The sequence below is a fragment of the Duganella sp. Root1480D1 genome, from assembly GCF_001427305.1.
Lineage (GTDB): Bacteria > Pseudomonadota > Gammaproteobacteria > Burkholderiales > Burkholderiaceae_D > Rugamonas.
On sequence record NZ_LMFZ01000002.1, the window covers coordinates 203,899 to 216,871 of the forward strand.

The 12,973-nt window shown below is 63.3% G+C and carries 11 protein-coding genes; 5 read left to right on the forward strand and 6 right to left on the reverse strand.

Annotation, left to right across the window (positions count from 1 at the left end; all coding sequences use genetic code 11):
- Positions 1 to 35 precede the first annotated feature (35 nt).
- From ASD58_RS04350 to ASD58_RS04370, 5 genes are all read left to right on the forward strand, one after another.
- Positions 36 to 2,984: a TonB-dependent receptor gene (locus ASD58_RS04350; RefSeq protein ID WP_057259875.1), complete on the forward strand. Its 2,949-nt coding sequence runs from the start codon at positions 36 to 38 to the stop codon at positions 2,982 to 2,984.
- Between the two features lie 119 nt (positions 2,985 to 3,103).
- Positions 3,104 to 4,378 carry an HD-GYP domain-containing protein gene (locus ASD58_RS04355; RefSeq protein ID WP_162252979.1) on the forward strand — a complete coding sequence of 425 codons (1,275 nt, stop codon included), beginning with the start codon at positions 3,104 to 3,106 and terminating at the stop codon, positions 4,376 to 4,378.
- 115 nt (positions 4,379 to 4,493) lie between these two features.
- On the forward strand, positions 4,494 to 4,808 hold the full coding sequence (locus ASD58_RS04360; protein WP_057259877.1) for a hypothetical protein: 315 nt from the start codon (positions 4,494 to 4,496) through the stop codon (positions 4,806 to 4,808).
- A gap of 5 nt (positions 4,809 to 4,813) precedes the next feature.
- Positions 4,814 to 6,106, forward strand: coding sequence for a GMC family oxidoreductase N-terminal domain-containing protein (locus ASD58_RS04365; RefSeq protein WP_057259878.1), 1,293 nt, complete (start codon positions 4,814 to 4,816; stop codon positions 6,104 to 6,106).
- 112 nt (positions 6,107 to 6,218) lie between these two features.
- Complete coding sequence (locus tag ASD58_RS04370) at positions 6,219 to 8,348, forward strand: alpha-amylase family glycosyl hydrolase (RefSeq protein WP_057259879.1); 2,130 nt, start codon at positions 6,219 to 6,221, stop codon at positions 8,346 to 8,348.
- 1 nt (position 8,349) lies between these two features.
- Here the strand turns inward: ASD58_RS04370 and ASD58_RS04375 are convergent, their stop codons facing one another.
- The 6 genes from ASD58_RS04375 to ASD58_RS04400 all read right to left on the reverse strand — a co-directional run bounded on the left by ASD58_RS04375 (position 8,350) and on the right by ASD58_RS04400 (position 12,954).
- On the reverse strand, positions 8,350 to 10,287 hold the full coding sequence (locus tag ASD58_RS04375; protein ID WP_057259880.1) for a hypothetical protein: 1,938 nt from the start codon (positions 10,285 to 10,287) through the stop codon (positions 8,350 to 8,352).
- Positions 10,280 to 10,648 (reverse strand): YbaN family protein, encoded by a 369-nt coding sequence (locus ASD58_RS04380; protein WP_057259881.1) that lies wholly within the window; start codon positions 10,646 to 10,648, stop codon positions 10,280 to 10,282. The genes ASD58_RS04375 and ASD58_RS04380 overlap by 8 nt, the downstream gene beginning before the upstream one ends.
- A 7-nt stretch (positions 10,649 to 10,655) precedes the next feature.
- The gene (locus ASD58_RS04385) at positions 10,656 to 11,234 is read right to left on the reverse strand and encodes an MEDS domain-containing protein (RefSeq protein WP_057259882.1); all 579 of its coding nucleotides are present in this window, start codon (positions 11,232 to 11,234) and stop codon (positions 10,656 to 10,658) included.
- Positions 11,235 to 11,301: 67 nt separating this feature from the next.
- Positions 11,302 to 11,613 carry a cupin domain-containing protein gene (locus ASD58_RS04390; RefSeq protein WP_057259883.1) on the reverse strand — a complete coding sequence of 104 codons (312 nt, stop codon included), beginning with the start codon at positions 11,611 to 11,613 and terminating at the stop codon, positions 11,302 to 11,304.
- A complete protein-coding gene (locus ASD58_RS04395; RefSeq protein ID WP_057259884.1) occupies positions 11,570 to 12,631 on the reverse strand; it encodes an FAD:protein FMN transferase in 1,062 nt (353 codons plus the stop codon). Before ASD58_RS04395 ends, ASD58_RS04390 begins: the two co-directional genes overlap by 44 nt.
- Positions 12,631 to 12,954, reverse strand: coding sequence for a cytochrome c5 family protein (locus ASD58_RS04400; RefSeq protein ID WP_057259885.1), 324 nt, complete (start codon positions 12,952 to 12,954; stop codon positions 12,631 to 12,633). Before ASD58_RS04400 ends, ASD58_RS04395 begins: the two co-directional genes overlap by 1 nt.
- Positions 12,955 to 12,973 lie beyond the last annotated feature (19 nt).

Here is a 12,973-nt window from a genome sequence, read left to right on the forward strand (position 1 = left end):
GAAGAGCCGGCAGGAATAATAAAACAGGAGATGGCATGAAGTTTACGGATCAATCCGAGGCCTTGCGCAAGTTCGCGCTGCGTCTCGTCGGCACTTACTCGGTCACCGCGCTGGCCATGGGCCTGGCCCACGCGCAGGCCACAACGGCCGCAGCGCCGGCTGCGGAACCAGAAATGAAAGTGGTGGTTACCGGCCTGCGCGCTGCGCTGGAATCGGCGTTGAACAAAAAGCGCGAAGACAACGGCATTGTCGATGTCATCAAGGCCGAAGACATGGGCAAATTCCCGGACACTAACCTGGCCGAATCGCTGCAGCGCGTGCCCGGCGTAGTGATCGACCGCGACGCCGGCGAAGGCCGCAGCATCACCGTGCGCGGCCTGGGCCAGGACTTCACCCGCGTGCGCATCAACGGGCTGGAAGCACTGGCCACCACCGGCGGCACCGACAGCTCCGGCGGTACCAACCGCTCGCGCGGCTTCGACTTCAACGTGTTCGCCTCCGAATTGTTCTCGTCGCTGACCGTGCGCAAGAGCTCTTCCGCCGATGTGGACGAAGGCTCGCTGGGCGCCACTGTCGACCTGCAAACCATGCGCCCCTTCGACCTGAAAGGCTTCAACGCCACCATCACGGCCAAGGGCAAGTACAACGACCTGTCGAAGAAGACCGACCCGCGCGTGGCCTTCCTGCTGTCCGATACTTTCGCTGATCGCAAGGTGGGTGTGCTGCTGTCCGGCGCCTTCTCCAAGCGCCAGTTGCTGGAAGAAGGCTTTTCCACGGTGCGCTGGGATAACGGCCCATCGAGCGGCGGCTGGTGCGCACCGCAAGGCGTAGCGGCCAATCCAGCCAATTCCACCGCCGCTACCTGCGGGCCTGCGGCACAAGGCGTAGCGCGCCTGCCCGCCTCGCAAGCGGCAAGCGATGCCTACAACCTGGCCAGCAATGCGAACAACTTCCATCCGCGCCTGCCGCGCTATGGCCGCCTGACCCACGACCAGGACCGCGTCGGCCTGACCGGCTCCGTGCAATGGCGCCCGATGCAAGGCTCGCTGGTAACGTTTGACATGCTGTATGCGAAGCTCGATGCAACGCGCCAGGAAGACTTCCTGGAAGCGATTTCGTTCAGCCGCTCCGCCAGCCAGGGCGGCAAGCCGCAAACCTCGGTGGTGGAAGCACAGTACGCGCCGAACGGCAACCTGTTGTACGGAAAATTCAACGGCGTGGACATGCGCGCGGAATCGCGCTTCGACGAGCTGTCCACCACCTTTACCCAGCCGACACTGACCATCGAGCAGCGCCTGACCGACACCCTGCAACTGCAGGCACGGGTTGGCCGCGCCACCTCGAAATTCCGCAACCCGGTGCAGACCACCACCACGCTCGATGCGCTGAACGTGAACGGCTACACCATCGACTTCCGCCAGGACGACCGTCATCCGGTCATTTCGCTGCCGTTCGATCCTGCTGCCAGCGGCAGCATGGGGATTGTCGGCGTGCCGCAGGTTGCCAGCGGCACCCAGCCAACTACCGTACCCAACACCACCACCAGCGAAATCCGCATTCGTCCACAAGGCGCCACCAACCGCAACGACACCGCCACCGTGGACCTGGCCTGGGAAGCATCGGATGCGCTGACCTTCAAGGGCGGCCTGAATCGCAAGAAGTACGATTTCGACTCCTATGAGTCGCGCCGCGTGAACCAGAACGACACGATCTTCGCGCCGCCCGCCGGTTCCGGCAACCTGACCACCACCCTGAGCGGCTTTGGCAACGGCCAGAACCTGCCGGCTGGCACCTATACCACCTGGCTGCTCCCGGACCTGAACGCCATCGCCAAGGCATACGACATCTACTGCAATTGCATCAAGAGCGGTGCTGCCGGCGGCCCGGGCGACTTCACCCTGTCCTCCATCACCAACGGCAATGCACGCGGCAACAACCGCTCTGTCACCGAGGAAGACAAGGGCTTCTACCTGATGGGCGAATTCAAGACAGAGTTGGGCAGCATTCCACTGCGCGGCAACTTTGGCGCGCGTTATGTAAAGACTGAGCTTTCGGCTACCGGCTACCAGGCTGCCGGTGGCGGCACCGCCGTTACCGTCAACAACGAGTACTCGGACACGCTGCCGTCCCTGAACATCGCCGCCTCCTTGACGCCAGACCTGATCGCCCGCTTCGCCGCGGCCAAAGTCATGACCCGCCCGCAGCTGAACAACCTGTCGCCAGGCGGCACCATCGCTACCACTGGCACGCCAAGCATCACTACCGGCAATCCGCTGCTGAAGCCTTTCCGCGCCAAGACCTTCGACACCAGCCTCGAATACTACTTCGGCAAGAACGCCTTTGTCGGCCTGGGCCTGTTCCAGAAGAACATCAGCACCTACATCCAGTCGCTGCGCACCAATATTCCGTACAAGGATACCGGACTGCCGATGTCGCTGCTGCCGGCCAACTTCACCGGCGAAGAAGTGTTCCAGGTGACGGCGCCGATCAACACCGATGGCGGCAAGCTGAAAGGCTTCGAGCTGAATTACCAGCAGCCGTTCACCTTCCTGCCAGCATGGGGCAAGGACTTCGGCGCCCTGGTGAACTATACCCACGTGAAGTCGAAGATCGAGTACGTAGTTTCGCCGACCAGCGATACCCGCATCACCGACGACTTGCTGAACCTGTCGCCGCGCTCCTGGAACGCCACGCTTTACTACGACAACGGCAAGCTCAGTGCCCGCATCTCGGCGTCCTCCCGCTCGTCCTTCGTAACCCGCGTGCCGGGCCAGAACAACAACGATGTCGAAGGCAAGAACAAGTCGCTGAACGTGGACTTCTCCATGTCGTACAAAATCAACGACAAGCTCGAACTCACGCTGGAAGGCGTGAACCTGACCAACGAGGAAAACGACCAGTTCGTGAGCCGCGCGCGCAACAGCGTCGTGGTGAACAACGTGACCGGCCGTGAATTCCTGGCCGGCCTGCGCTACAAGTTCTAAGGTGTTTCAAAGGCGTCTCTCCGCCTCTACTTCCAGCCCCGCCTAGCGCGGGGCCTTTTTTTTCTGCGAGAATGTCCACATTCGTTCCCGACCCCAGGGTGGACATTTTGGCTAGCGAAATGCAACTAAGTGAGGTCCCCGGCGAGAGCCCGCATTTCGTGCGCTCGGTCACCGAGATGGGCGATACGCGCGACGTCATCGCCAGCGAGGATATCTATGCCAGCAACGGCACCAAGCTGCTGGCCAAGGGCGCCCGAATCGACAGCAAGCAGTTTGAAAAGCTCACCCGCTACAAGCTCTCCGCCCCGCTCGACCAGGTGCTGTCCTCCGACAAGGCCGTCGATGCCGCCACGCTGGCGATCGAATTCGACCGCATCCTCGAACACGATGCCACCTACCGCCAACTCCTCTCGCGCGCCGGCGATCCGCGCCAGCTGAAGCACTGCACCGCCAACCTGCGCCTGCACTCGACCATCGAGCTGCGCCTGACGGTAATGGCGGACAAGCACCCCGAGATGTTCGAACACACGCTGCGCAGCGCCATCATCGCCTTTGCCAGTGCCCAGCGCATGGGCATTCTTGCCGCCGACCTTCCGGCTGTGCTGCTGGCAGCCTTGTGCCATGACTTCGGAGAAATGCACACCGACCCGCGCATCCTCGACCAGTCGCACCAGGTTACGGCGGAAGAACGCCGTTTCGTGCACGTGCATCCCGTCACCGGCTACGTGCTGCTGAAAGACTTGCCGGGCTTCCCTGCAGCTGCGAGCAAGGCCGTGCTGCAACACCACGAACGGCTCGATGGCAGCGGCTATCCGCACGCCCTGCACGGCGCGCAGATCGAGCGCCTGTCGCGCATCATTGCAGCTGCCGACGTAACCGAAACCGTGTTGCGCCGCCTGGACATGCAGCGCCTTGAAATGCTGTACCGGATTAACAAGCCGCGCTTCGATGGCGATGTACTGGCCATCCTGCGCGATCTTCTGCAACCGCAGGCCGGCCATCCGGCCGACGCCGGGCCCGCCGCCGATCCGTCGGAACGCCTGAACCACCTGTCCGCTTTGCTGCAGGCCTGGTTCGGCCTCAGGACAATGCTGGAACAGGGCCCCGCCGCCGACTCGCCGGGGTCGCCGCTGGCCTTCCTGTTCGAGCGCATGGCCTCGATCCGCTCACTGGTACTGCAAGCCGGCTTCAATCCCGACGACATGACCAGCATGCTGGCCATGATGCAGGACGATCCAGAAGTGCTGGCCGAACTGCGCGCCATGCTCGATGAAATGGATTGGCTGCTGGCCGACCTGGCCAATGAGATCGACCGCCGTTCGCCGGAGCTTGACGGCCTGTCCCAGGGTGCGCTGAAGGACCTGATGCACCACCTTCGCCCTGAAGTTCATTAACAAAACGGTTGCAAATGCTTACACCGATTACACGGCACGATGTTTTTTGCAGCCCCTGGCCGCCCTATACTGCAGCCACGCGACTTGCGGAAACCAACAAATGAAAGGGTACGCCATGAAAACCACCAAGCTGTTCGCCGCCGTCCTGGTATCGGCCTTCGTCTTGCCAGCCTTCGCCCAATCCACCCCTAACCTGGACAAGCGCGAAGAGCACCAGCAAGAGCGCATCGCCCAGGGCATCCAGTCCGGCCAATTGACCGCCAAGGAGGCACAGCACCTGGAAGCTCGCGAAACCAAGCTGGCCAACGACGAAGCCATGGCCAAGGCCGACGGCAAAGTCACCCGCAAGGAGCGCCGCAAGCTGCAGCGCGAAGCTGACCGCGACAGCGCCGCCATCCACCACCAGAAGCACGACAAGCAAACCCGTTAATTTCAATGCCAGCGCGCTATGACGCCATCGTAGTCGGCAGTGGCCCCGGTGGCGCCAGCGTCTCGCACACGCTTGCGCGGCATGGACAGCGCGTACTGGTACTGGAACAGGGCAGCGGCGCCCCTTTGCGGGGCACGCTGGCCCAAATGGCGGGTATCGGCGCCATTCCCGGCAAGGGAGCTTTTTTCCACCGCGATGCATCGCTGCTGGTGCGCGGACTGGCTACCGGTGGCAGCTCCACGCTGAATTTTGCCACTGCGGCCGCGCCCCCGCTGGAACGTTTTGCGGCGCTGGGCATCGACCTGGCGCCTGCGCTGGCGGAATGCCATGCCGAACTCCCGATCGGCCAACTGCCAGATGAACTGCTTGGCCCCATGGCCCGGCGCATCATGCAGGCCGCGCTATCCTCCGGCCTGCCATGGCAAAAACTCGACAAGATGATCCGTCCCGCCATCTGCCGTACCGGTTGCTGGCGATGCGTCTATGGTTGCCCGTATGGTGCCAAGTGGACAGCGCGCGACCTGCTCGATGATGCGCGCCTGCGCGGCACGCACATCCTGGACAATGCACAGGCCATGCGCGTGTTGCTCGACCAGGGCCGGGCGGTGGGCGTGGAATACCTGCGCGACGGTTCGCTCCACACAGTCCACGCCAGCGTGGTGATATTGGCCGGCGGCGGTATTGGCAGCCCGCGGCTGCTGCATGCCTCCGGCCTGGCGCCGCGCAGCCTGCCCTTCATCAGCGATCCGGTAGTGGCGGTGATGGGTGCGGTAGACGATATTGACGGCGGCGCCGAAGTGCCGATGGCGGCCGGCATGGCGCTGCCGGAAGAAGGCCTGTCCTTTGCCGACCTGACCTTGCCCAGGCCGATGTACCAGGCCTTCGCGCTCCAGGTTGGCCGCATCGACCGCCTGTTCGCACACCGCCGCACGCTTAGCATCATGGTCAAGATCCGCGACCTGGCCGGCGGCGGGATCGGCCCGCGCTGGGTCGACAAGACACTGCAAGCGCAAGACCGCGAACGTTTCCGCCGCGGCACCGCGCTGGCACGGCGCATCCTGTCCCAGGCCGGCGCGCGCCATGTGTTCCAGAGCTGGCATTTTGCCGCCCATCCTGGCGCTGCGCTGGCGGTGGGCAGTGGCGGCCCGGCAGCCGTGGACAGCGATTTGCGCAGCGCCACGCCAGGACTCTACGTCTGCGATGCCTCCGTCCTGCCCGCCCCCTGGGGCCTGCCGCCCACCCTCACTCTGCTTGCACTCGGCAAGCGGCTCGGACACCGACTACAGGATTTTTTGTAGTCAAAATACTTTAAATTAATCGCCTTTTCTGCTGCGTTTACGCCACATCACAAGCGTGCACGTAGTCAAACTACTCCATACTTTGTCCACCAAAACAAAGAAAGGAAGGACTATGGAGACTCAACGCAAGGCCCTGTTGGCGGCCACCCTGGCCGCTCTCGCCATCCATGCGCAGGCTGCGCCCGACACTTCGGTCGGCAACAAGCAAGGCTTCAACACGGACGTGATCTACCAGATCGTGACCGACCGCCTGTCGGACGGGAATAGCGCGAACAACCCCACCGGCAGCGCCTTCAGTTCCGGCTGCACGCAGAAAAAACTGTTCTGCGGCGGCGACTGGAAAGGCATTCAGAACAAGATCGAGGATGGCTACCTGACCGGCATGGGCATTACCGCCATCTGGATTTCGCAGCCGGTGGAGAACATCACCGCGGTGCTGAACTACTCGGGCACCAACAGCACTGCCTACCACGGCTACTGGGCGCGCGACTTCAAGCGCGCCAATCCGGCCTTCGGCACCATGACCGATTTCACCAACATGATCAACGCGGCCCACGCCCGCAACATCAAGGTGATCATCGACTTCGCGCCAAACCATACTTCGCCCGCTTCGGCCAGCGATACCACCTTCGGCGAGAACGGTAAGCTGTATGACAACGGCGTGCTGCTGGCTGGCTATGGCTCCGACCCGAACGGCTACTTCCACCACAACGGCGGCACCGATTTCTCCACCCTGGAAAGCGGCATTTACCGCAACCTGTTCGACCTGGCGGACCTGAACCACAACAATGCCACGGTGGATGGCTACATGAAGGCCGCCATCAAGATGTGGCTGGACCTGGGCATCGACGGCATCCGCATGGACGCGGTCAAGCACATGCCTTTCGGCTGGCAAAAGAGCCTGATGTCCTACATTCAGGGCTATAAGCCGGTGTTCACTTTTGGCGAGTGGTACCTGAGCGAGAATGAGGTCGATCCCGCCAACCACTACTTCGCCAACCGCAGCGGCATGAGTTTGCTGGACTTCCAGTTCGCCCAGAAGGTGCGCCAGGTCTTCAAGGACGGCTCGGCGAACATGACTTCGCTGAACCAGATGGTGAGCGATACCGCAGGCCAGTACGCCCACGTCGGCGACCAGGTCACCTTCATCGACAACCACGACATGCCGCGCTTCCAGGTGGCCGGCGCCAGCGGCCGCAAACTGGAACAGGCGCTGGCCTTCACCCTCACCTCGCGCGGCGTGCCGGCAATCTACTACGGCACCGAGCAATACATGCAGGGTACCGGCGATCCAGACAACCGTGCCATGATGACCTCTTTCGCCACCACCACGCCTGCATACGGCCTGGTCGCGCGCCTGGCACCGTTGCGCAAATCCAATCCCGCCATCGCCTACGGCAGCACGCAGCAGCGCTGGGTCAACAACGATGTATTGATCTACGAACGCAACTTCGGCAACAACGTGGCCGTGGTCGCGATCAATCGCAACCTGTCCACAGCAACCTCGATCAGCGGCTTTATCGCCGGCCTGCCGGCAGGCAGCTACACCGACGTGCTGAATGGACTGGGCTTCAACGGCAACAGCATCACGGTCGGCGCGAACGGTGCGGTCGGCAACTTCACGCTGGCGGCTGGCGCCATCGCCGTGTGGCAGTACACCGCCACGGTGGCCTCGCCAAAACTGGGCCACGTGGGACCGAATATGTCCATGCCCGGCAAGACCGTCACCATCGACGGCCGCGGCTTCGGCGCCACCAAAGGCACAGTGAAGTTCGGCAGCACGGTAGTCAGCGGCGCCAATATCCTGTCGTGGGAAGACACCCAGGTCAAGGTACTCGTGCCAAGCGTGGCGGCCGGCATGAGCGGCGTAAGCATCGTCACGGCGGGTGCCGTAACGAGCGATAGCTGGGACAATTTCGAGATCCTCAGCGGCCCGCAAGTCACGGTGCGCTTCGTGGTCGGCAACGCCACTACGGTTTCCGGTGAAAACGTCTACCTGACCGGGGATAAGTTCGAACTTACCAACTGGAGCGCCACTGCACCGCTTGGCCCGCTGTTCAATCAGGTGGTGTACAGCTACCCGAACTGGTACACCGATGTCAGCGTACCGGCCGGCACCACCCTCAGCTACAAGTTCCTGAAAAAGAGCGCCAATCCAACCGTGTGGGAAGGCGGCAGCAACCATACCTTCACCACGCCGGCCAGCGGCACGGCGACGGTAAACGTGAACTGGCAGCCTTGAGTCAGGGCTTCAGCTTTAAGATCGTGCGCTGAGTAGCGACGTATAGCGCGCCTTTCCTGTCCACGGCAAGGGCGCGCAGTTTCCCAAGGCCTTCAGGCAAGTCCTTGCCTTCGGTGGTGACTTCGCCGTTGGCCGACAGCTTGCGCAGGGCCCCATCGTCAATCAGATAGATATTGTTGCCGGCGTCGGTCGCTGCATGGGTAATGTTGCGGAAGCGCGCCATCAGGCTTACCCCATCGTTGCTGCCCTTGCGATCGCGGCTGCCCGCCGCCAGCCATTGATAGCCGTCGGCGCCGACGCGGCTCACATAATGACCGTGCAGCATGAAGACATCATCGCTTGGCGCTACCAGCACGTCGCCGCAGCCGCCTGTCCCCTGCAACTCTGTCTTGCGCGCCACGCCGCGCGGACGGATGCGCCACAACACGTTATCGGCGCAATACCATGCCTGGCCGGTGGCATCCGCTGCAATGCGATGCTGCCCCAGTCCGGTCAGCATGAACGGTTCGGCATCCTGCGTGACATAGGCCCACATACGGCGCAGCGCCGGCACAAAGCCGGTCTGCTCGGGCGTCATGCCCGGCGGGCCGCTGACCAGCGAAATCATGCCTTCCGTGCTGACGCCTGCCAGCCCGCCATTGGCGGTAACGAATACGCCGGTGCTGGGGCGCGCGACCATCGCGCCGTGCAGGTCCACCTGGGCCGCGGTATGCGAATCGCGCAGCTTGCGGAAACTCCCGGCCTCCAGCAAGGTACGCACCACGCCCTCCTTGTCGATGCGGCGCAACTGGTCGCCGTCCAGCACATACAGCCCGCCGTCGCGCCCCACTGCAAGCTGCGTGATATCGCCGAAGCGCGCCTGCAATGCCGGACCGTCGCGGTTCAACGATGCCGCATATTGCAGGGCGAATGGCTGCGCCTTGCCATTGGCATCCCAGCTCATTGCCGCCTGGCGCTCGGCCAGCAGGAGATGCAGGCTGCCATCCTGGGCACGCGCTACGCCAGACAGCTCGCCGGTGACATCGCCCGCCCCCAGCAGGGGAACGATCATGCCGTTTAGCTCGATGCGATAGATGGTGCCCGTGGCGGGAACGGTCGCCAGCAACCGGCCCTGGGAGTCGACCGCCATTTGCCCGGCAGGCACGGCACGCGCCCTGGCCACAGTCGGCATGCTCGGTGCCAGGTAACGCCGCAGGCATTTGCCGCGCTGGCATTCCGCAGCCGCTCCCGCGATCGCGCTGGCTGAAATGCGTTCCGGGGCGTGGCCCTGCTGCAGCTCCGGCTGCGCTTGGGCTGGGGCGGCATCCATTTGCAGGTCAAGCGGCAGCCACTTGCCGCTCGCTTCGACGCGCAGTGCGCTGGCTGCATCATGCAATATGACGCCGCCCCGTGCATCAAGTGCGATGCCCTGCGGTTGCAGCGGCAAGCCTTGGACCACCGTGCTGACTACCCCGTCCGCAGAGATCCGCCGCAACGCACTGTTACCGGCATCGGCCACCAGCAGTCCGCCCGCCGCATCGAACGCCAGCCCGGCGGGCTGGTCGAAGCGCGCCGCGATACCCTTGCCGTCATTGCGCCCGGCGGTGCCGGCCTGGCCGGCAACGGTGCGCACATCGCCCGAGGGAGAAATCGCCTTCACGGCATGATTGCCAGCATCGGCCACGTACAGCGTGCCGTCCGCGGCGACTGCCAGTCCGGCAGGAGCGATAAAACGGCCCGGCACGGTGACCAGCGCGCCATCCGCCTTCATCGCCCGCACGGTCGCGCCATCGGTGAAGTAGATGGTGTCGTCGCGGCCCACGGCTATGCCGCGCGGCGCGTCGATCCGCTCGCTGTTCATGGCAATGGGAGCGCCCGCAACAAGCTCCCATTTCGCTGCGAGGGCGGCATGGGACAGCAGCAGCGCGGCTGCTGCCGCAATCAGTCTTTTCTTATTCATCCAGCGGGCGGGAAGTAGGAAGGCGCCACAGGTAAACTGTCACGCCGCAGGCAACCAGGAACAGCATGACCTTCACCGGCACGAAGGGCACCCTGTACATCGAGTAGGCCATCGACGGCCACATCATCGCCATGGCCAGCACCTTGCCGCGCAAAGGGATGCCGCGCCCGTCTTCGTAATCGCGCAGGTAGCGGCCAAAGCGGCCGTGGTTGCGCAGCCAGTTGTGCAACTTGTCGGAACTGCGGGCGAAGCAGGCCGACGCCAGCAGCAGGAAGGGCGTGGTGGGCAGCAGCGGCAGGAACACGCCCAGGCCCGCGAGGACCATGAACAGGCAGCCAATTGTGACCAGGACGATTTTCATCGCCCCATTATAGCGGCGGGCAGGTCCTCGTATGCGCGTTGTGCACTTCGCGGTGGTCGGCCGGATCGCCGGCATCGAAACTGGCTTTCGGGTAGGCGCAGAACAGCGGGAACGATTCGCGCTGGCACAACTGCGTCCACATATGCTCCAGCCGCATGGTGGCGCGGTACAGCTTTTCGTCCCACAGCAAGGCCACCATTTCGCCGAAAGCGCGCACGGTCGTATGCCGCTCGCGCGCCTTGGCCAGTAATTCTTCGATCATCTCATGAAAGCGCGACTCGGCTGGCCAGCCGTCGAACATGAACCGCGCCAGGCAGGACCGTGCATCGCGCACGATGAATTGCCCACGGGATGCCGCAGCCGCTACGCTGATTCCGCTGCGTTCCAGGCGCTCGGCCAGGGCGGTTCGGTGTTCCGGCGTAGCGATGATGATCACGGCTTCGTTCTTCCGAAACCCCTCCGAGACAAAGAACTCCAGCGTGTCGAGAAATGCCTCTTCATTTTCATATACCTGCACCACGTGGTCGCAGTGCGAAATATGCTGCCAGAATTCCTCTATCGCTTCTTGTTGCTGCGTCGACTGCATTCAGTTGGCTCCAGAAATAAGGAAACCAAGAGTAGCAGATCAAAACAGCCAAAAGATGCGCGCTTTGTCACGCGCTGCGGCCATGCAGGTGCACCGCCAGCCACAGGGCGCCATCGGAAACCTGCCGCACCGTATGCGGGGTGCGCGCGGGCAGGAACAGATAGTCGCCTGCCTTCAGCTGCACCTTGCGCCCCGCCACTTCAAGCGTGGCTTCACCCGTCAGCAGCACGACCCATTCGTCCTGTTCCTGGACGTATTCCTGCGATTCGATCTTCGACGTGCTGACAATGCGCTCGATCACCAGTCCCTGGTGCGACAGCAGCGTATCGAATCGCTCACCCGTTGCGGGCGGCAGTGCATCCTCGTACAGGTTTCCCATTTCCTTTTCCCTGGTCAGTGCGTGCCATCATGGCAGGCGTAGCATACACCTCGCCCTGCGCGTCGATCAGCATGGCCTCCTTCAAGTCGAGCCGTTGCGCCATATCGCACCAGCCTTGCGGGCCGACCACGAACAGCGGCTTGGAATTGCCGTCGGAGCGCAAGCCGGCATCGGTGCCGCCGGAGGTAATGATGGTCACGGAGGCCACCAGGTCCACCGTTTGCCCGCTGCGGGCATCGATGATGTGGGCATGGCGCCTGCCTTGCTTCATGAAGTAGCGCTCATAGTCGCCGCTGGTGCCGATCGCTTCATTGTCGTGCAGGGCCACGCGCGCCACCATTTGCGGCCCGCGTGGATTGCGGATGCCGACCATCCACGGCCTGGACCCCGGCTGGCCAAGCGCAATCGCATTGCCGCCGACGTTCACCAGCGCTGCCTTGACGTGGGCCTGGCGCAGGATCTGCGCCGCCCGGTCCAAGGCATAGCCCTTGGCGTAGCCGCCCAGGTCCAGCATGACGGCGCGGTTGCTGCTGGTAATGCGGTTGCCGTCGAAATGCAGGTCCGCCATGCGCGGATTGGCTTTCACCAGGCTCTCGATTTCCGCTGGCAAAGGGCCACCGGCCGTGATGTCGTTTTTCTGGAAACCCCACAGCCGGATCAGGCGCCCGATCGCGGGGTTGAAGGTATCGCCGGAGCGGGCCGACAAATCGGCAGCGGAGCGCAACAGCCCCACCATCTCCTCGTCTGCCTCAAAAGGCTCGCCGCGGGCTATGGCATCGTTCAGCGCCGTAAGCTGGCTAGGTTGCCAGGCATGGTACTTGTGGTGCAGGCGGTCGAACTCACGCAGCACGGCCGCGCCCTGCTGGCGTGCCTCCGCTTCCGAAGGTCCGTAAATACTCACCTCCACCTGCGTGCCGAACACATGGCCCTGCACATGGTGCACTTCGTCCCTTGCCGTGCAAGCCGCCAGTAATGGCAGCAACACGGCGCAAGCCAACAGCCGCCGGCGCTGCATCATCAGCTCTTGGCCATGAAATCGATGGCGGCTTTCACCTCATCGTCCTTCAGGCCGGGATTGCCGCCTTTCGGAGGCATCATCTTGAAGCCGTTCAGTGCGTGGGTGTACAGCACCTCCTTGCCCTGCTTGACGCGCGGCCCCCAGGCGGCTTTGTCGCCGACCTTGGGTGCTCCCAGCACGCCGGCAGCGTGGCAGGAGGCGCAATTGGCGGAATAGATCTTCTCGCCATTGACGCCGGCGCCTTTGGCGGCTGCGGCAGCCAACACCGCAGGCGCCAGTGCGGCGGCAGCGATAGCGACGGTCAGCTTGGTAAATGCTTTCATGCTTGTCTTCCTCTTGGTT

Coding starts and splice junctions, on each gene's coding strand:
- ASD58_RS04350 (WP_057259875.1), top strand. CDS start 36: ATGAAGTTTACGGATCAATCCGAGGCCTTGCGCAAGTTCGCGCTGCGT.
- ASD58_RS04355 (WP_162252979.1), top strand. CDS start 3,104: ATGCAACTAAGTGAGGTCCCCGGCGAGAGCCCGCATTTCGTGCGCTCG.
- ASD58_RS04360 (WP_057259877.1), top strand. CDS start 4,494: ATGAAAACCACCAAGCTGTTCGCCGCCGTCCTGGTATCGGCCTTCGTC.
- ASD58_RS04365 (WP_057259878.1), top strand. CDS start 4,814: ATGCCAGCGCGCTATGACGCCATCGTAGTCGGCAGTGGCCCCGGTGGC.
- ASD58_RS04370 (WP_057259879.1), top strand. CDS start 6,219: ATGGAGACTCAACGCAAGGCCCTGTTGGCGGCCACCCTGGCCGCTCTC.
- ASD58_RS04375 (WP_057259880.1), bottom strand. CDS start 10,287: ATGAATAAGAAAAGACTGATTGCGGCAGCAGCCGCGCTGCTGCTGTCC.
- ASD58_RS04380 (WP_057259881.1), bottom strand. CDS start 10,648: ATGAAAATCGTCCTGGTCACAATTGGCTGCCTGTTCATGGTCCTCGCG.
- ASD58_RS04385 (WP_057259882.1), bottom strand. CDS start 11,234: ATGCAGTCGACGCAGCAACAAGAAGCGATAGAGGAATTCTGGCAGCAT.
- ASD58_RS04390 (WP_057259883.1), bottom strand. CDS start 11,613: ATGGGAAACCTGTACGAGGATGCACTGCCGCCCGCAACGGGTGAGCGA.
- ASD58_RS04395 (WP_057259884.1), bottom strand. CDS start 12,631: ATGATGCAGCGCCGGCGGCTGTTGGCTTGCGCCGTGTTGCTGCCATTA.
- ASD58_RS04400 (WP_057259885.1), bottom strand. CDS start 12,954: ATGAAAGCATTTACCAAGCTGACCGTCGCTATCGCTGCCGCCGCACTG.